Here is a 17,972-nt window from a genome sequence, read left to right on the forward strand (position 1 = left end):
CCGGCATTGAGTCGGCCGTAGGCCGTCCGAAATTGCAGGGCCGGAGCGAAGAGGGAAGTCGTCCTGAATGGGACGATTAATGACTGGCGAGGAAGGACATCATTGCGACCGTCGCGCGGCGGATGCAAACGAGTGCGATGTCACTTCCTCTCCATTGCCGTTTTCGGCAACAGACGCTCCGCATGCCATGCAAACAGCAATCCTGCCACAATTGCCGAGGTGATGTCGGAAATCGGTTCGGCGATGAACACGCCGGTCGTTCCGAATCCAAGCCGGGGCAGTGCCAACGCCAACGGTACCAGCAGTATCAACTTACGGAAAACCGCTAGGAACAACGACGGTTTCGCCTGCCCCATGCCCACGAACGCGCACTGGACCACGTTCTGAATCCCGAACACGCCCATACCACATACGAAATACGGTAACGTCCGTGAGACCACGCCGATAATCGCCCCGTCCGTGGTGAACAGCGAGGCCACTGAGCCGGGAAAGAGGGCAAGCAGCGTCGTCATCGTGCAGTTGATCGCCACCTGCACGACCATCGTTCCGGAATACGCGCGCCGTACGCGCCCGTATAGCCCTGCGCCGTAGTTGTAACCGATGATCGGCTGCACACCTTGCGAGATACCTTGCGAGAACACGAAGATCAGCTGCATGAGGCTCGTCATGATGGTCATCGAGCCCACATAGACGTCTCCGCCGTAACGTTGCAGCGATGAGTTGAACACCACCTGGATCACGGATTCGGTGATCTGCATGATGAACGGGGAGACGCCGAGAAACAGTATCGGACCAAGCAGTCGCGTCAGCCGAATGTTGCTCGTCCGCAGCCGTATCATGCTGTCCGGCGAGGCGAGGAAGCGAATCACCCATGCGGCGGACAGGCCCTGTGCGATGACATTGGCCAGTGCGGCCCCACGCACGCCCAGGCCGAACACGAAGATGAACAGGGGATCGAGAGCCAGCGAGCTCAACGCCCCGATGATCACCGATGCCATCGCCACCAGCGCACGCCCCTGCGCGGTGATGAACGTGTTGAGTCCCAGCGACAACTGTACGAACAACGTGCCCGTCAGATAGATGGAAAGAAAACCGGAGGCGTACGGCAGCGTCGCGTCGCTCGCTCCGAACAAGACAAGGATGGGCGTTTTGAAGAGTTGAAGCAATACTGAAAGTACGATGGCGATCGTGATAATGGCCGCCACCGACGTGCCAAGATAGCGATCCGCCTTGTCGCGGTCGCCACGTCCCAGTGCGATCGAGGAGAGCGGACCACCTCCCATGCCGATGAGCATCGCGAATGCGGACACAGCGAGCGTGATCGGGAAACATACGCCCACGCCGGTCATTGCAAGATCGCCCACGCCGGGAATATGCGCGAGGAACAGACGATCAACGATCGTGTACAGCGCGTTGCACGCCTGCGCCACCACCGCCGGAATTGCCAGCGACACCGCCAGCCGTCCGATCGGTTTCGTACCGAGGTCGTTGTCGGCGTCGCGTCGCCTTGTTGCCGTGGCCATCTGCCCGCTTGTCTCGTGTTTTGTCACGAGAGGACATTGTATCTTCCGTTCCGCAGTGAGCGGAAGATACCGCGCATATGCCGGATATTTTGGGCTTTACGTATGAAGTATGCGCGGAACCAGTATGAAAGAGACGGTATCGGTGGTTCCGCGCATCGTTGCTCGATTTTCGACTTGCCATGAACCGTTCGTCCGCGATCCGTTGCAGGACGATGGATCGCGGACGAACGTCGTTACAGCCGCACGCCGAGGGAAGCGAGGGATTCTCGTGCCCCGAGGGCGTTCTCGAACAAGATGCCGTGGATACCGACCTCGTTCGCACCGGTCACGTTCTTTGCGGTGTCGTCGAAGAAGACACACTGCCCGGCGTTCAGACCGAAGCGTTGCAACGCCAATTCATAGATGTCAGCGTTCGGCTTGTGCATCTTCTCCACGCCGGAAACGACCGTATCGTCCAGTAGCTCGGCCAGACGCGGGAACTTCTCGAACGCGAGATGGAACGTTTCATGCGACCAGTTCGTCAGGCCCCACACACCATAGCCGTGGCGCTTGAGATCCTCCAGCAGTTCGACCATCCCGGGCAGTGTACGTGGCAGTGCATCGTCGTAATGGTCGATGTAATACTTGAAGATCTGCGCGATGTCCTGGCCCTGTTCTTGCACGACATCCGGATAGATACTGGCGAAATCCTCGCCGGCATCCATCCGATCCTCGTAACGGAAGAACCCATGGGGATCATCGTCTGCGCAGATCGCACCGACGATTTCATCAGGGAAATGTCCTTCGAGGCATGCCCTCGTCTGCCAATCGAGCAGCACGCCGCAGAAATCGAAGATAACATCGGTGATGGGGGACTGAGGCATAAAAGCTCCTTATGACTACGCCTGAATGACTATGCTGTCCGACGATGACCGGCGATGTGCCGTCACGTGATTTCGCGAATACTATGACAACAGCTGACGGAACGCATCCGGAATGGCCAAGACCACGTCTGATGCGACAATCGGGTGACCGAGCGAGCCGACCGGACGCCGATCGGATGACCCGTAGACCGTCGGAGGATTGAATCCACGCTGATCGGATTGCGACGCGACCGATGCCGCATAACCATGCAGATACGCGGCATCGGCCACGGTCTCCACGATCGATGCGTCCTCATCCTGCTGTGCGAGCAGCGCGCCAGTCATGCCGGCCAGCACGTCACCCGCCCCGGCGGTGCCAAGCCATGCCGGCGCACGACCGGCCACCAGTATGCGTGTCACGGGCCGCGTCTCCCCGTCGGCTCGGGAATCCTCGAAATCGATATCGTTCGCCTCGTCACCGTCCAAGGAGCCGGCGGTCTTCATCCGTGCCGCATCCTGACCTTCCAGAGGCTGTACCGGCGTATCCTGCGCATGAGACTCCTCATCGCCGACCACAATACTCACCGCGCCCTTGAGCAACACGGTTGCCCCGGTCAGCTCATGCGCACGCACGGCCCAACGCAACGGCTCCAGCTGCACGTCATGCGCATCCACATCCTCCCCGCGCTCCGTGAGCAGCGCCGCCAATTCACCGGCGTGCGGTGTGATCACAACCTGCGGCGGCACCTCGTCCGGCAACAGATCCAGCGCGCCTGCATCCACGACGATCGGAGGCATCTCAAAGGCGAGATCCGGATCTTCGGCATGCGCATCCACTGCATAATGCGACAACAGCTTCGCAATCGTCTGACGCTGCACGTCGGCATCGTCCTCGTCCGTCACGCCATCCGGCACACCGGAACCCACGACCCACGACTGGACGCGCCCCTTGCCGATCACGGCTTCGGGTACCGCGGACAACACCATCGAACGAGTACGCTCCGGCCCCATGTACCGGATCATGCCGACGTTCGTGGCCGCCGCCGCACGGCTCGACAGCACGGCCGCGCCAGGATATCGCACCGAACCGGTGATCAGCCCCGTCACGCCGCGCGAATATTTGGTATCGGCCAGACGAGGCAGACGAATGACCTCACTGGCATTGTCTCCCGACACCGCCTCGGCGAGCGGCTCATGACCATCCAGATCAAACCCGAAGTCCACCAACGTCACCTTGCCGCACGCGTACGAGGCAGGCGGCAACATCGCACAAGGCTTCAAAGCGCCGAACGTCACCGTCACATCGGCCGGAATATACGGTCCGGTGATCGAACCGTCGTCCACGCCCACGCCGGAAGGCGTATCCACCGCCACGACCAGGGGAAACTCTCCGGCAGTATCCCCGTCCGGCAACGCGGTGCGATCCGGCACCGTGCCATCCACACCAAGGGATGCAGCCATCGTGCCAGCGATGCCGTGCAATACGCCGGTCAGCCCGATGCCGGTCATCGCGTCGATGATCACGTGGGAATGCTGTGCCAACTCGACGGCGGCACGCAGGCGCTCGCCGGCCTCGCCGGCACTGAACCCGGCAGAGCATCCGGGAATTTCGGAGGAAGGATCAAGAATCAGCACCTTGCCGCCGGAACGTACAAACGCGGCGAACGCATCGTCATGTACCGTCCGGCCGACCGCCACGGCGGTCACGGACGCGCCATTCTCGGCCAGTGCGGCCGCCGCATACAGACCGTCTCCGCCATTGTCGCCGGCACCGGCCAGCAACGTGACGCGCGCATCCTCCAACGCCACGCCCTCGTCGTCCAGCAGATTCGCGGTGACATGGGCGAGTGCGGTTGCCGCCATGCGCATCAGCGGCACGCCGTTGTCCAGAAGCGGACGTTCCATCGCGCGTACGCTGGCGGCACGGTATACGGCGTGGCGCAACAGATGCAGCCTGTTCTCGTCATTGTGACCAGTCGCGATCGCGGCCATGATGCAAACCCCCTTGTACGGCGTTCGATATGATGACAGCTCTACTTTACCCGCGTTCGCGCGGTTATGCCGAACGCGGCATGGGCATGCGGCGCGAATCGCGATCCGATCGGATTCGCCGCAGATCACCCGATGGTCCGATGACACCGGACGGACGAATCGACGATGCCCGTGAGCACGCCGATCGCGGCCGGAGCCAGCCAGCCGAGCTGATAGTGTTGCAACGGCAGCATCCCTAGCGTTGCGTCCAGCCATGGCAGCGATCCGCCGAATACGGCGACGAGGCTGTCGACACAGGTGGCGAACGACGTGATGGCGACCAGCATCACGACCCATCCGTATACGAGAGGGAATCGGCAGGCCAGTGTACGAGGGATGAACGCGAGCAGTACCAACACGATCGCGATCGGATACAGTGCGGCCAGCACCGGCACCGAAACCTTGATGATAGCGCTCAGCCCCGCGTTCGACACGACGAGGCTGAACACGGTGAACAGCACTTGCCACGCGCGGTAGCTGACCGGTCGCCCCGCGACAGAGCGGAATCGTTCATGGAAGTACGTCGCACAGGTGCAGATCAGCCCGGTGCAGACATTCAGGCAGGCCACGACGAACACCGCGCCCAGGAACACCGCGCCTGCCGTACCGAACATCGACGAGGTGAGATTGGTGAGCACGGTCGCGCCCGTGTCGGAGACCGGGTCAATAGCGGCGAGAGTGCCGGACACCACGCCGACATAGCTCAGCGCACCGTAGATCACGACGAGCAGCGCGCCGGTGCCAAGTCCCGCGATGGCGGTCTCGCGCCGCACTTGCGTCTCGTTGGCGATGCCCTGCGTCCGGATGTTCACCGAGATCACGATGCCGAAATACAGCGCGGCGAGCAGATCCATCGTCTGGTAGCCATCGAGGAAGCCTCGTGCCATCTGGTTCGTGGCATAGTCGCCGGACGGTGCGGACGGTGTGCCGGTACCGCGGACGAGACAGGCGATGAACAATACGGTGATCAGGAACAACAGCAGGGGACCCATGAACCGTCCGAGCACCTTGGATAACTTGTCGGGATGCTGCGCGAACACGAACGCCAGAGCGAAGAAGACCAGGGAATACGCGAGTTGGACGGTGCCGCGGCTGGTGTCCTGTGCCAGAAACGGTGTCACCATCATTTCGAACGAGGTGGTGGCGGTGCGCGGGATGGCGAAGCACGGGCCGATCGTCAGGATGATTGCCAAGCCAAGGAACAGCGAGCATCTGGGGGAGACGCGACCTGCCAGCGCGTCGAATCCGCCGGCGAAGGTCACGGCCAGCACGCCGAGCACCGGAAGACCGACCGCCGAAACGATGAAGCCGATCGCTGCGGGGACCGTCGCGGCGCCGGCCTGCGCACCGACGAACGGCGGAAAGATCAGGTTGCCTGCCCCGAAGAACATCGAGAAGAAGGTGAAGGTCATCATCAGTCGTTGGCGTGCGGTCAGTTGCATGGCTGTCTCCTTCCAACCCCGGGGCCAGACGCATCGGATGCGTGGCCGGACAGTGACGGGTCTCCACCTTACCGGACATGCGGGAAGAACGATATCGGAGGCTGGTCTGACGTTTTCCAGGTACAACGAAAAAAAGACTCCCGATCCGCGAGACAACGCAGATCGGGAGTCTTGCTATCCCTGACTAGTCAGCGATGAATGCCGAAGCAATCAGCCGTTGACACGGTCGATGCCGGACTGCACGTCGGCGAGGACGGAATCCCAGGACTTGATGAAGGCGGCGACACCGTCGGCCTCCAGCTTGTCGGTGACGTCCTTGAGGTTGATGCCCAGCTCAGCCAGCTTGTTGATGATGGCGTGGGACTCCTCGTAGGTGCCCTCGATGGACGGGGCGCCGTTGCCGTGGTCGGCCAGAGCGTTCAGGGTCTTCTCCGGCATGGTGTTGACGATGTGCTTCGCGACGAGCTCATCGACGTACTTGCAGTCGGAGTAGGCCGGGTTCTTGGTGCCGGTGGAGGCCCACAGCGGGCGCTGAACCTTGGCGCCCTTGGCGGCCAGCTCGGCCCAGCGCGGATCCTCGGCGAACTTCTTCTCGAACAGCTCGTAGGCCAGGCGAGCGTTGGCCACGGCGGCCTTGCCCTCAAGGGCCTTGGCCTCGTCGGAGCCGTTGGCTTCCAGCAGCTTGTCGACCGCGGTGTCCACGCGGGAGACGAAGAAGGAGGCGACGGAGCCGATGTGCTTGAGATCGTGGCCGTTGGCGGCAGCCTGGGCGATGCCCTCGATGTAGGCGTCGATGACCTGCTCGTAGCGCTCGAGCGAGAAGATCAGGGTGACGTTCACGGAGATGCCCTTGGCCAGGGTGGCGGTGATGGCCGGCAGACCCTCGAGGGTCGCCGGGATCTTGATCATCGCGTTCGGACGGTTGACCTTCTCCCAGAGCTCGACGGCCTGCTTCTCGGTGGCCTCGGTCTCGTGGGCGAGGCGCGGATCCACCTCGATGGAGACGCGGCCGTCAACGAAGTCGGTCTTCTCGGCGATCTCGCGGAAGATGTCGGTGGCGTTGCGCACGTCGGTGGTGGTCAGCTCGCGCACGGCGGTCTCGACGTCGACCTTGCCGAGTTCCTTGAGCTGAGCGTCGTACGGGCCGACCTGGCTCAGGGCCTTCTGGAAGATGGACGGGTTGGTGGTCACACCGACGACGTTCTTGTTGGCGATGAGATCCTGCAGGGAGCCGGACTCGATGCGGGAGCGGGACAGATCGTCCAGCCAGATGGACACGCCGTTGTCGGACGTACGCTGAGTTGCTTCAGTCATATTGTTTTTCTCCTTGATACCTTATTGGATCAAATCCTTATCGGGGGAGAGGCTGCCGGGCAGCCCCTCCCGTTGCCCAAAGAAATCAGGCGTTGGCCTCGGCGATGGACGCCTCGGCGGCCTCGACCACATGCTCGGCGGTGATGCCGAGATCGATCATGTTCTGCGAGCCACTGCCCTGCAGGCCGAACTGCTCGATGGAAACCGGCTTGCCGTAGGTGCCGAGGTACTTGTACCACGGCATGGCCACACCGGCCTCGACAGAGACACGAGCCTTGACGGAAGCCGGAAGCACGGCCTCCTTGTACTCGGCATCCTGCTCCTCGAACCACTCCATGGACGGGAAGGAGACCACGCGGGCCTTGACGCCCTTGCCGGCCAGGGTCTTGGCGGCGGCCACGGCCCACTGGACCTCGGAACCGGAAGCCATGATGATGACGTCCGGGGTGCCCTCGGTGTCGACGAGCACGTAAGCGCCCTTCTTGACGCCGTCCTTGGCCTTGGCGGCGGTTTCGGCGAGGGTCGGGACGCCCTGACGGGTCAGGATCATCGCGGTCGGCAGCGTGTTCTTCTTCTCGAAGAAGTAGCGGTAGGCCTCGGCGGTCTCGAAGGCGTCGGCCGGGCGGACGACCTCGAGCTGCGGGATCGCACGGAAGGAGGCCAGGTGCTCGATCGGCTGGTGGGTCGGGCCATCCTCGCCGACGGCGACGGAGTCGTGGGACCAGATGTACAGGTTCGGGATTTCCATGAGGGCGGCCAGACGGACGGCGGAGCGCTCGTAGTCGGAGAACATGAAGAAGGTGCCGCCGAACGGACGGGTGTAGGAGCCCAGCAGGATGCCGTTGGTGATGCAGCCCATGGTGAACTCACGCACGCCGAAGTGCAGCTGACGGCCGAACTCGTTGCACACCGGCCACTGCTTGGTGGCGCACTCCGCCGGGGCGAAGGTGGCGGCACCCTTGAGGTCGGTCTTGTTGGAGCCGCCGAGGTCGGCAGAGCCGCCCCACAGTTCCGGCATGACGGCCGCGATGGCGTTGAGGACGGAGCCGGAGGCGCCACGGGTGGCAACGCCCTTGCCGACCTCGAAGGTGGCCTCGAGATCATCGAGGGCCTTGTCGAAGCCTTCCGGCAGCTTACCTTCCTTCAGGCGGTCGTACAGGGCGGCCTTGTCCGGGTTGGCCTTGCGCCAAGCCTCGAACTTCTCGTCCCAGGCCTTGTGGGCCTCGAGGCCGCGGTCGGCGACCTTACGGGCGTGGGCGAGGGCTTCCTCGTCGATCTGGAAGGACTGCTCCGGGTCGTAGCCGAGAACCTTCTTGAGTCCGGCGACGGCCTCGGCGCCCAGCTTGGAGCCGTGGGAGGACGGATCGTTGGTCTTGCCCGGGGTCGGCCACGCGATGAGGGTGTCGACCTTGATGAGCTTCGGCTGGTCCGGGGCGGCAGCCTGGGCCTTGGCGATCACGTCGGCCAGACCCTCGACGTCCTCCTTGTAGGAGCCGTCGGGCTGGATGAAGCTGAATTCGTCGGTGTACCAGCCGTAGGCCTGGAAGCGCTTGAGCACGTCCTCGGCCAGCACCAGGTTGGTGTCGCCTTCGATCTGGATGCGGTTGGCGTCGAAGATCACGGTGATGTTGCCGAGCTTCTGGTTGGCGGCCAGGGAAGCGGCCTCGCCGGAGATGCCCTCTTCGATGTCGCCTTCACCGCAGATGACCCAGATCTTGTGGTAGAACGGGGAGTCTTCTTTCGGGGTCTGCGGATCGAGCAGGCCGCGCTGGAAACGCTCGCCATAAGCGAAGCCGATGGCCGAGGCGAAGCCCTGGCCCAGCGGGCCGGTGGTCATTTCGATGCCCGGGGTCAGGCCGTACTCCGGGTGGCCCGGGGTGTGGGTGTCCGCGCCGCCGCGGAAGTGCTTGAGGTCGTCCAGGGTCAGGCCGTAGCCGGAGAAGTACAGCTGGACGTACTGGGTGAGGGAGGCGTGGCCACCGGAAAGGATGAAGCGATCGCGGCCTTCCCACTTGGGGTCGTTCGGATCATGCTTGATGAAGTGCTGGTAGAGAGTGTAGGCGATCGGCGCCAGCGAGACGGGGGAACCGGGGTGGCCGCTTCCCGCCTTCTCGACCGCATCAGCCGAAAGGACCTTGGCCATCTTGATGGCGCGCTCGTCCAGTTCGGTTTCCTTGAATTCGGTCATGTCTGTAATTTTCCTTCCAATACTTCGGGCACCACGCGCCCGGCTTATGCCGGGTCATGCATACCCTCACATTGCTCTTACATAGTAACCGCGTGAACAGACTTAGCGGTGCGATTTTGGCGTGTTTTTGTGACATTGTGTGCTGTTAGCGTTCACAATGAACGGGAAAGTACATTTCATGAACAATTGGCGGTCAACATTGACCGCAAATGTGTCGGATCGCACCGGTCGTCCGGACGAATACTCTGAGAACGAACGCGTTAGCACTCGGCGTGCCGGAGTGCTAATACAATATGCACAGAGTCATATAGCAGGCGGCATCCATATGCCGCATATATATAAGGAGGCGCGTATGACGCAGTCGCGTCGCATGCTGGTGCTGCGCGCCGTCGTGGAGGACTACATCCGCTCCCAGGAGCCCATCGGATCGTCGTCCCTGACGAAGACGCATGATCTGGGAGTCAGTTCGGCCACGATCCGCAATGATATGGCCGCGCTGGAGGACGAGGGATACCTCATCCAGCCTCATACGTCGGCCGGACGCATTCCCACAGAAAAGGGGTACCGGTACTTTGTGGATCGGCTGGCCACGGTCATGCCGCTGTCCAAGGCGCAGCGTAACGGCATCGCCACGTTCCTGTCCGGATCGGTCAATCTACAGGACACGCTGCAGCGGGCCGCACGTCTGCTGTCGCAGATCACCGGTCAGGTGGCCGTCGTGGCGTCCCCATCCTTGTCCAAGGCCACATTGCGACACGTCGAGATCGTGCCGGTCTCGCTCAACGTGCTGCTTGCGGTCGTCATCACCGATACCGGGCGTGTCGCCCAGCATACGCTGCCGGTCCGGCGGATGCCGCAGCCCGATGAGCTGTCGGGGTTTTGCGAGGCGGTCAACAGGCAGTGTGCCGCGATGTCGTTCGCCAAAGCCGCGGAACGCGTAAGGGCCTTGGTCTCGGCCGGCGCATCGCACGACACCGCGATGCTATCGGAATCGCTTGCATGCGCCTTCGAAGGCATGGCGGACGACGAACGGGCGAACGAACTGTACATGGCCGGAACCTCTCATCTGGCGAACCAGGCGGCGACGGCGGATCTGGCGCCGCTGTTCGACGCTCTCGAGGAACAGGTGGTGCTCATGCGACTGATGAGCACGCTCAGCGAGGAATCCACCAAGACCGGTGTCGGCGTCGCCATCGGCTCCGAAACCCATACGCCCGGGCTGATGCACGTCTCGGTGGTGACCAGCGGGTACGGACGTTCCTCGGACGCATCCGACAAGTCCCAGCCCCGAGCCGGCCGGATCATGGATGACGCTCCCGTCCCAGACGACGCGAAGGGCCGGCAAAAGGAACGCGACGGTGACGGAAACAACGAGGAGGAACCCGGACAAACCGGCACGGACGAGCCCATCGCGTTCGTGGGATCCATCGGACCCACGCATATGGACTATGCCGCCACCATCGCCGCGGTACGCACGGTGGCGCGCTATCTGACCGTTTCGCTCGCAAGCGGCGGCCGGGAATCGTCCTGACCCAGCCTTATGGCACAATAACTCGCGACAAACACCGATAAAAGGACGGACATTGGCAGACTACTACGAGGTGCTCGGCATCGAGCGCACGGCCAGCGAGGACGAGATCAAGAAGGCCTATCGCAAGATGAGCCGCAAATATCATCCCGACATCGCCGGTCCCGAATTCGAGGACAAGTTCAAGGAGGTCAACAGCGCCTACGAGGTGCTGAGCGACCCGGACAAGCGTCGCATGTACGACTCCGGCGTCGACCCGAACGATCCGACCTCCGGTGCAGGCCCCGGCGGATTCCCGGGGGGCTTCTCCGGCATGGGCGACGTCGGCGACATCTTCGGGCAGTTCTTCGGCGGCGCGTTCGGCGGCGGGCAGGGTCCGACCCCGCGCACTCAGCCCGGTCGCGACGCGCTGGCCTCCACCACCATCGACCTCAAGACCGCCGTGTTCGGCGGCGTCGCGCATGTGAAGATCAACACGTTCGGACTGTGCCAGCAGTGCGGCGGCTCCGGTGCCCAGAACGGCTCCCAGCCAGTCACCTGCCCGCAATGCCACGGCCAGGGCTCCGTACAGAAGGTCGTGCGCACGATGCTCGGCCAGATGATGACCTCGTCGCCGTGCGAACGGTGCGAGGGACACGGCACGATCATCGAGAACCCGTGCCCGTCGTGCCTTGGACACGGCCGCGTGCGCACCACGCGAGACGTCGGCGTGACGATTCCCGCCGGCATCAGCGACAATGCGCGTCTGCGTCTCGCCAGCCAGGGCGAAGTGGGCGAAGGCGGCGGCGTTGCCGGAGACCTGTACATCGACGTACGCATTCGCGCCGACAAGCAGTTCACACGCGAAGGCGACGACCTGCACTGCTGGATCCAGGTACCGATGAGCTGGGCAATTCTGGGCCATGATCTCGAGATCGAGACGTTCGACGGCCCGAAAACCATCAGCGTGCCCGAAGGATGCCAACAGGAGGATACGGTCACACTCAAGGGACTAGGCGTTGCGCGTATGCGCCAGCAGGGGGAGCGCGGCGATCTTATCGCACATATCGCGGTGCGCGTGCCCACCAAGCTGAACGAGCGCGAACGCAAACTGATCGAGGAGTTCGCCGACCTGCACGACGGCGACGCCTCACACGTCGCGCAAAGCTCCAAGCCGGCGACCGCCGGCGCTCGCAAGGGTTTCTTCAGCAAATTGAAGGATGCGCTGAGCTGAGCGGGAATCGGCAAACGGCCGCTTCGACTTGTTTTTTGCGCAAGGCGAAGCGGCCGTTTCGTATCTTCGGTGTAGCGGGTCGCGCCGTGCCTGCTGTTCGGGAACAGGCGCAACCCGCTAAGTGCGGTCGTTGGTTCTCCGGTTTTCTACAGCAGCGAGCGGCACATCGAACGGTATTCGCTGACGTAGCCGCCGCCGAAGAACACGCAGTGGCCGGCGATCGGATACAGCTGCCACAGCGTCGTGCGCTCCTGCCAGCCGGCCTTGAGCGGATGCACCGACTGGTAGCCGTCCATAATCTCGCTCAGGTAGCTCATGCCGAACAGGTGCAGCATCGCCAGATCCTCCTCGCGATGTCCGCCGTGGGCCGCTGGATCGATCAGCACGGCCTCGCACGAACCGGAATCCGCAGCCCACATCACGTTACCGCTCCACAGATCGCCATGCACGCGCGCCGGCTTGTCCGCCGCCGCCCGTCCCAACAGATCGGGCAGCGCGTCGATCACACGCTGTGTCAGGTCAAGATCGGCCTTCGTCAGCTCGCCGCGGGCGATGCCCAACTCGACCATCGGCAGCAGCCGTCCCTCAGCGTAGTAGGTCGCCGGATCATCCCAAGAGCCGGTCGCCATCGGCACTGGATCCTGCAGCGGACCGAAATAACAGGTGCCATCGTACCCGGATGGTGCCGAACCGAAATGGTCGGCGCCGAAATCATGCATGCGGGCCAGCGCCGCGCCGAAATCATAGGCGGCCTTCGCGGTGGGGGAGCAGGCGTTCACCCGTTCGATGTCGAGATAATCCTTGCCCCAGTCGTACACGTCCACCACACGGGGGCCTCCCGCGGCGTGCGCCTCGGCGAGCCATTGCAGCCCGCGCCCCTCGCATTCGAAGAACCCGTCCGGCGCCCACATGCGCGACTTGCGATACTTGCCCATTGCATCCTCCCATCGGCCTTGCAATTCACCCCTGATTGTGGGCATTTGGCGAGACAATACCGGTCTTGGCGCATTCTTAGGGGGCTGTGAGTAACCTAGAGCGAGGCAAATGAAACCAAAGACATGAACTAAGAGGGATCATGAATTTCTTTCAGGCAATCATCCTGGGATTGGTGCAGGCGCTGACCGAGTACCTTCCGGTCTCGTCGAGCGCGCACATCCGCATCATCGGCGATCTGATGCTGGGAGCAGATCCGGGCGCCGCGTTCACCGCCATCATCCAGATCGGCACCGAACTGGCGGTCATCCTGTACTTCCGTCGCGACATCATCAACATCCTATCGCACTGGTTCGCATGCCTGTTCGGCAAGAACGGCAAGGACTGGAAGTCGCGCATGGGCCGCGGCGACAAGTGGGCCACGCTCGGCTGGAACGTCATCGTCGGCTCCATCCCGATCGTGATCCTCGGCTTCACGTTGCAGAACGTCATCGAGACGACGCTGCGCAACCTGTGGATCACCGTGACCGTGCTGTTTGTCTTCGGTGTGCTGTTGTGGGTCGTTGACGCCAGGGCCCGCCAGATCAAGACGATGGACGACATGACCAACCGCGACGCATTCCTGTTCGGTCTCGGTCAGTCGATGGCCCTCATCCCTGGCGTGTCCCGTTCCGGCGGCACCATCACCGTGGGCCGTGCGCTCGGCTACACCCGTGAGGCCGCGGTGCGACTGAGCTTCCTCATGGCCATCCCGGCCGTGGTCGGCTCCGGCCTGCTGGAAGCCGTCAAGGCCGTTAAGGACTATAAGACCGACGCCATGTTCCCGGGTTGGGGCCCGACGATCGTCGCGACGATCATCAGCTTCTTCGTCGGCTACATCGTGATCATCGGCTTCCTGAAGTTCGTGTCGACCTTCTCGTACAAGGCGTTTGCTATCTACCGCATCATCCTCGCTGTCGTCGTCGCGATCCTGCTGCTGACCGGCGCGCTGGTGCCGCTGGAGGCGATTTCCGCGGCGGCATGAGCCGCGTGAAGGGAATCACAGATCCCTGAGGAAGTTCTCCGCCTCCCGGATCAACTGCTCGCATACGGGCCCGTCAAGAGTTGTCTCCTGGCGGGCTTTTTCGTTGCTGTCGTAGTCGTGTTCGAGCCGACGCACGTAGTCGGACAGCGCGTCGTTGCGACGCACCACGGCCTCGGCCCGGGCCTTCCAGTCCTGTGCCTTGCCGGGAAGATCGGCGAGATCGATCGATTCGCCGAGCAGTCCGGACAGCTCGTGCAGCAGCTGCATCGTGGCCTGGGCGCATCCATCACTGTTCAGATACTGCGGAATGGACACCCACATCGATGTCGTATCGAAACCGTCTTGGGATGCGGCGTCGTCGAGAATAGTGGGGATGCCGACCGGGCCGCTGTAACGTTGGTCGGGATCGCACTCCGTGCAATCGGATCCGTACTCGATGTCGACCGGCAAGGTTCTCGTGTGCGGGCAGTCCGCGAACATCGACCCCAGCGTGATGATTCGGGTCACGTCCAGTTCGTCGGCGATTCGCAGCGTCTGCCGGCAGTGCTCCTGCCAGCGGTAGTTCGGTTCGGGGGCCAGCATCGCGTATAGCTGGAATGCGGGGGAGATGCGGATGTCGTAGAACGTGGTCTGCGGCCAGATAATGCGTTTGCGTCCGGTCGCATGACACACGATCGGGCGGGTCGACTGATAGTCGTAATAGCCGTCGCAGCGGATGTGGCGGATCTCCTCTCCGTCGTAGCGCTTCACCAGATGGCGAACCGCATCGGAGGCTGCCTGGCAGGCATCGTTCCATCCCTCGAACGCGGCGATCATCACGGAACCCGTTTCCGCTGCTTGTCTCTTCATGGCTTCTAATGTAACCGCAGCGGAAAAGCGGTGCGAACCCTTATGCCAGCGGCGTACCGGCAGCTGTTGCGGGAACTGTCCTCACTGCTGCGACACGCCGGATTTGGCAGACCGGGATGATGTCGGTATAGTAGTCACTCGTGCTCAGGCAACGATGAGTTGCCAAGTATCGCGGACATAGCTTAGTTGGTAAAGCGCAACCTTGCCAAGGTTGAGACCGCGGGTCCGAGTCCCGTTGTCCGCTCTAAGGTCCGATGAGTTGACGACCTTTGCGGTGGGTTAGCCAAGCGGTTAGGCAGCGGCCTGCAAAGCCGTATAGACGAGTTCGACTCTCGTACCCACCTCTCAGTCGGCCGAATGTATTCGGTCGGTTGTATTGCAGGCCCGGGCGGTTGGCGCAGAGGTAGCGCACTTCCCTGACACGGAAGGGGTCACAAGTTCGAATCTTGTATCGCCCACGAACGTCGGCGATGATTCGACCTTCATAATCGAATATGGGTGATTGGCGCAGCGGCTAGCGCACTTCCTTCACACGGAAGGGGTCGTAGGTTCGATTCCTACATCACCCACGAGCGCGGTAACGCGTTTTCGGGGCTATGGCGCAGCTGGTAGCGCATCTCCATGGCATGGAGAGGGTCAGGGGTTCGAATCCCCTTAGCTCCACTGGAATCCGCTTCTCACGGCGGAATCCTTTGCGGACATAGCTTAGTTGGTAAAGCGCAACCTTGCCAAGGTTGAGACCGCGGGTTCGAGTCCCGTTGTCCGCTCCGGTCAGAGGCTCCTTCGGGAGTCTTTTTCATTTCGGCAACGGCATGCTCGCAATCGTCGGCCCGTCACGCCTGGGAGCGTTCACAGCAATGTCTGCACTCAATCCTATCGTGTCCCATGTTGATTACCAGTCCAGGCCTGCCCATTGGTAACGCGGGCCCCGATAGCAAAGGACACATCATGGCGCAAAGCTCCATCTCCATCACAGTCAACGGCGAAGCGAAGGAGGTGGAAGCTACCACCACCGGCACCGAACTGTTCGCGGACGACAAGAACATCATCGCCGTGCGTCTCAACGGCGAGCTGCGTGACCTGTACACGCCGCTTTCCGACGGCGACACGGTCGAATCCGTCGCGCTCGACAGCGAGGACGGTCTCGGCATCATGCGTCACTCCGCCACCCACGTCATGGCACAGGCTGTGCAGGAACTGTTCCCGAACGCCAAGCTTGGCGTCGGCCCGATCATCAAGGACGGCTTCTACTACGATTTCCAGGTCGACCAGCCGTTTACGCCGGACGACCTCAAGAATATCGAGAAGCACATGCAGCGGATCATCAAGTCCGCCCAGTCCTTCCGCCGCCGCGTCGTCACCGAGGAGGAGGCGCTCAAGGAGGAAGCCGACCAGCCGTTCAAGATCGAGCTGATCGAAGACAAGGAAGCGCATCTCGATCCGTCCACCGCCACCGAGATCTCCGGCAAGGAGCTCAGCTTCTACGACAACGTCGACCGTGACGGCAACGTTGTGTGGAAGGACCTGTGCCGCGGACCGCACTTGCCGAACACGCACTTCATCAAGGCGTTCAAGATCGAGCGTTCCGCCGCCGCTTACTGGCGCGGCAACGAGAAGAACCCGACCATGCAGCGTATCTACGGCACCGCATGGGCCACCAAGGAAGATCTCAAGGCCTACCAGACCCGCCTCGAGGAGGCCGCCAAGCGCGACCACCGCAAGCTCGGCGCCGAAATGGACCTGTTCTCCTTCCCGGAAGAGATCGGACCTGGCCTGGCGGTGTTCCATCCGAAGGGTGCCGCGGTCATCAACGCGATGGAGGATTACTCCCGCGAAATGCACCGCAAGTACCACTACAGCTTCGTGCAGACCCCGCACATCACCAAGGGCGGCCTGTACGAGACCTCCGGCCACCTGCACTGGTACAAGGACTCCATGTACCCGGCCATGCGCCTGGACGAGGAGCGCGACGCCGACGGCAACATCACCAAGCAGGGCTTCGACTACTACCTGAAGCCGATGAACTGCCCGATGCACAACCTCATCTTCAAGTCCCGCCAGCGCTCCTACAAGGAGCTGCCGCTGCGCCTGTTCGAGTTCGGCACCGTGTACCGCTACGAGAAGTCCGGCGAAGTCCACGGCCTGACCCGCGTGCGCGGCTTGACCCAGGACGACTCCCACATCTACTGCACGCGCGAGCAGATGAAGGGCGAACTGACCAACCTGCTCACCTTCGTGCTCAAGGTGCTGCGCGACTTCGGTCTGGACGACTTCTACCTCGAACTGTCCACTAAGGACGAGCACAAGTACGTCGGTTCCGACGAGATCTGGGAGGAGGCGACCAACACGCTCGCCGAGGTCGCCAAGGACTCCGGTCTGAACCTCGTGGCCGATCCGGGCGGCGCCGCATTCTACGGCCCGAAGATCTCCGTGCAGGCCCGCGACGCGATCGGCCGCACCTGGCAGGTGTCGACCATCCAGCTCGACTTCAACCTGCCCGAGCGCTTCCAGCTCGAGTACATCGCGGCCGATGGTACGCACCAGCGCCCGGTCATGATCCACCGCGCGCTGTTCGGTTCCATCGAGCGCTTCTTCGCCGTGCTGCTCGAGCACTACGCGGGCGCGTTCCCGGTGTGGCTCGCCCCGGTGCAGGTACTTGGCATCCCGGTCGCCGACGAGTTCGCGCCGCACCTCGCCGGCTTCGTCAAGTCCCTCGAGGATGAGATGGTCCGCTGCGAGATCGACTACTCCGACGACCGCTTCGGCAAGAAGATCCGCAACGCGTCCAAGTCCAAGACGCCGTTCATTCTCATCGTCGGCGAAGAGGACGCGAAGAACAACGCGGTCAGCTTCCGCTTCCGCGATGGCAGCCAGCTCAACGGCGTGCCGGTCGATCAGGCCCGCGAGCAGATCCTCGATGTGATCAAGAAGCGCGTCCAGGTCAACTCCGTGGACGACTTCAAGGCCGCCGTGGCGGCTCCGGCCGAGGACTGATTCTCGGCCATTGCATGGGTGTTCCGTGGGGCGTGCATGTGTTCGTCCCACGGGACACCCATGTCCGGTGCTTTGCGATGATGCCGCTGGC

General features: G+C 62.6%; 12 protein-coding genes and 6 tRNA genes. 10 read left to right on the forward strand and 8 right to left on the reverse strand.

Going from position 1 to position 17,972, the window contains the following annotated elements; translation table 11 throughout:
* Positions 1 to 140: 140 nt before the first annotated feature.
* From KIH76_RS08905 to tkt, 6 genes are all read right to left on the reverse strand, one after another.
* Positions 141 to 1,523: an MATE family efflux transporter gene (locus KIH76_RS08905; protein ID WP_214374689.1), complete on the reverse strand. Its 1,383-nt coding sequence runs from the start codon at positions 1,521 to 1,523 to the stop codon at positions 141 to 143.
* Between the two features lie 233 nt (positions 1,524 to 1,756).
* Entirely contained in the window at positions 1,757 to 2,386 is a 630-nt protein-coding gene (locus tag KIH76_RS08910; protein WP_214374690.1) for an HAD family hydrolase, read from the reverse strand.
* An 81-nt stretch (positions 2,387 to 2,467) separates the two neighbouring features.
* Complete coding sequence (locus tag KIH76_RS08915; RefSeq protein WP_219070384.1) at positions 2,468 to 4,357, reverse strand: bifunctional ADP-dependent NAD(P)H-hydrate dehydratase/NAD(P)H-hydrate epimerase; 1,890 nt, start codon at positions 4,355 to 4,357, stop codon at positions 2,468 to 2,470.
* 125 nt (positions 4,358 to 4,482) lie between these two features.
* Entirely contained in the window at positions 4,483 to 5,838 is a 1,356-nt protein-coding gene (gene brnQ, locus KIH76_RS08920) for a branched-chain amino acid transport system II carrier protein (RefSeq protein ID WP_236036946.1), read from the reverse strand.
* A 210-nt stretch (positions 5,839 to 6,048) separates the two neighbouring features.
* Complete coding sequence (gene tal / locus KIH76_RS08925; RefSeq protein ID WP_214374692.1) at positions 6,049 to 7,152, reverse strand: transaldolase; 1,104 nt, start codon at positions 7,150 to 7,152, stop codon at positions 6,049 to 6,051.
* An 85-nt stretch (positions 7,153 to 7,237) separates the two neighbouring features.
* Positions 7,238 to 9,340 (reverse strand): transketolase, encoded by a 2,103-nt coding sequence (gene tkt, locus KIH76_RS08930; RefSeq protein WP_219070385.1) that lies wholly within the window; start codon positions 9,338 to 9,340, stop codon positions 7,238 to 7,240.
* Between the two features lie 352 nt (positions 9,341 to 9,692).
* Between tkt and hrcA the strand changes: the two genes are divergently transcribed.
* Together hrcA and dnaJ are read left to right on the forward strand one after the other, a co-directional pair.
* Complete coding sequence (hrcA, locus tag KIH76_RS08935) at positions 9,693 to 10,871, forward strand: heat-inducible transcriptional repressor HrcA (RefSeq protein WP_219070387.1); 1,179 nt, start codon at positions 9,693 to 9,695, stop codon at positions 10,869 to 10,871.
* 52 nt (positions 10,872 to 10,923) lie between these two features.
* On the forward strand, positions 10,924 to 12,081 hold the full coding sequence (gene dnaJ / locus KIH76_RS08940; protein WP_214374695.1) for a molecular chaperone DnaJ: 1,158 nt from the start codon (positions 10,924 to 10,926) through the stop codon (positions 12,079 to 12,081).
* A gap of 146 nt (positions 12,082 to 12,227) precedes the next feature.
* On the opposite strand, the gene KIH76_RS08945 is transcribed toward dnaJ, so the two are convergent.
* Positions 12,228 to 13,016, reverse strand: a complete 789-nt coding sequence (locus tag KIH76_RS08945; protein ID WP_214374696.1) for a fructosamine kinase family protein — start codon at positions 13,014 to 13,016, stop codon at positions 12,228 to 12,230.
* Between the two features lie 140 nt (positions 13,017 to 13,156).
* Between KIH76_RS08945 and uppP the strand changes: the two genes are divergently transcribed.
* On the forward strand, positions 13,157 to 14,038 hold the full coding sequence (gene uppP, locus KIH76_RS08950) for an undecaprenyl-diphosphatase UppP (protein ID WP_214374697.1): 882 nt from the start codon (positions 13,157 to 13,159) through the stop codon (positions 14,036 to 14,038).
* A gap of 15 nt (positions 14,039 to 14,053) precedes the next feature.
* On the opposite strand, the gene KIH76_RS08955 is transcribed toward uppP, so the two are convergent.
* Complete coding sequence (locus KIH76_RS08955) at positions 14,054 to 14,887, reverse strand: PAC2 family protein (protein WP_219070389.1); 834 nt, start codon at positions 14,885 to 14,887, stop codon at positions 14,054 to 14,056.
* A gap of 171 nt (positions 14,888 to 15,058) precedes the next feature.
* On the opposite strand from KIH76_RS08955, the gene KIH76_RS08960 reads away from it, so the two are divergent.
* The 7 genes from KIH76_RS08960 (at position 15,059) to thrS (ending at position 17,881) form a co-directional block, all read left to right on the forward strand.
* Positions 15,059 to 15,131 (forward strand) — tRNA-Gly (locus KIH76_RS08960).
* 29 nt (positions 15,132 to 15,160) lie between these two features.
* A tRNA-Cys gene (locus KIH76_RS08965) sits at positions 15,161 to 15,231 on the forward strand.
* A gap of 42 nt (positions 15,232 to 15,273) precedes the next feature.
* Positions 15,274 to 15,345, forward strand: a tRNA-Val gene (locus tag KIH76_RS08970).
* Positions 15,346 to 15,383: 38 nt separating this feature from the next.
* Positions 15,384 to 15,456: transfer RNA gene (locus KIH76_RS08975), tRNA-Val, on the forward strand.
* Positions 15,457 to 15,477: 21 nt separating this feature from the next.
* Positions 15,478 to 15,550: transfer RNA gene (locus KIH76_RS08980), tRNA-Ala, on the forward strand.
* A gap of 31 nt (positions 15,551 to 15,581) precedes the next feature.
* Positions 15,582 to 15,654 (forward strand) — tRNA-Gly (locus tag KIH76_RS08985).
* A gap of 181 nt (positions 15,655 to 15,835) precedes the next feature.
* A complete protein-coding gene (gene thrS / locus KIH76_RS08990; RefSeq protein ID WP_214374699.1) occupies positions 15,836 to 17,881 on the forward strand; it encodes a threonine--tRNA ligase in 2,046 nt (681 codons plus the stop codon).
* The last annotated feature ends 91 nt before the right edge of the window (positions 17,882 to 17,972 follow it).

It is taken from the genome of Bifidobacterium simiiventris, from assembly GCF_019331715.1.
Classification (GTDB): Bacteria; Actinomycetota; Actinomycetes; order Actinomycetales; family Bifidobacteriaceae; genus Bifidobacterium; species Bifidobacterium simiiventris.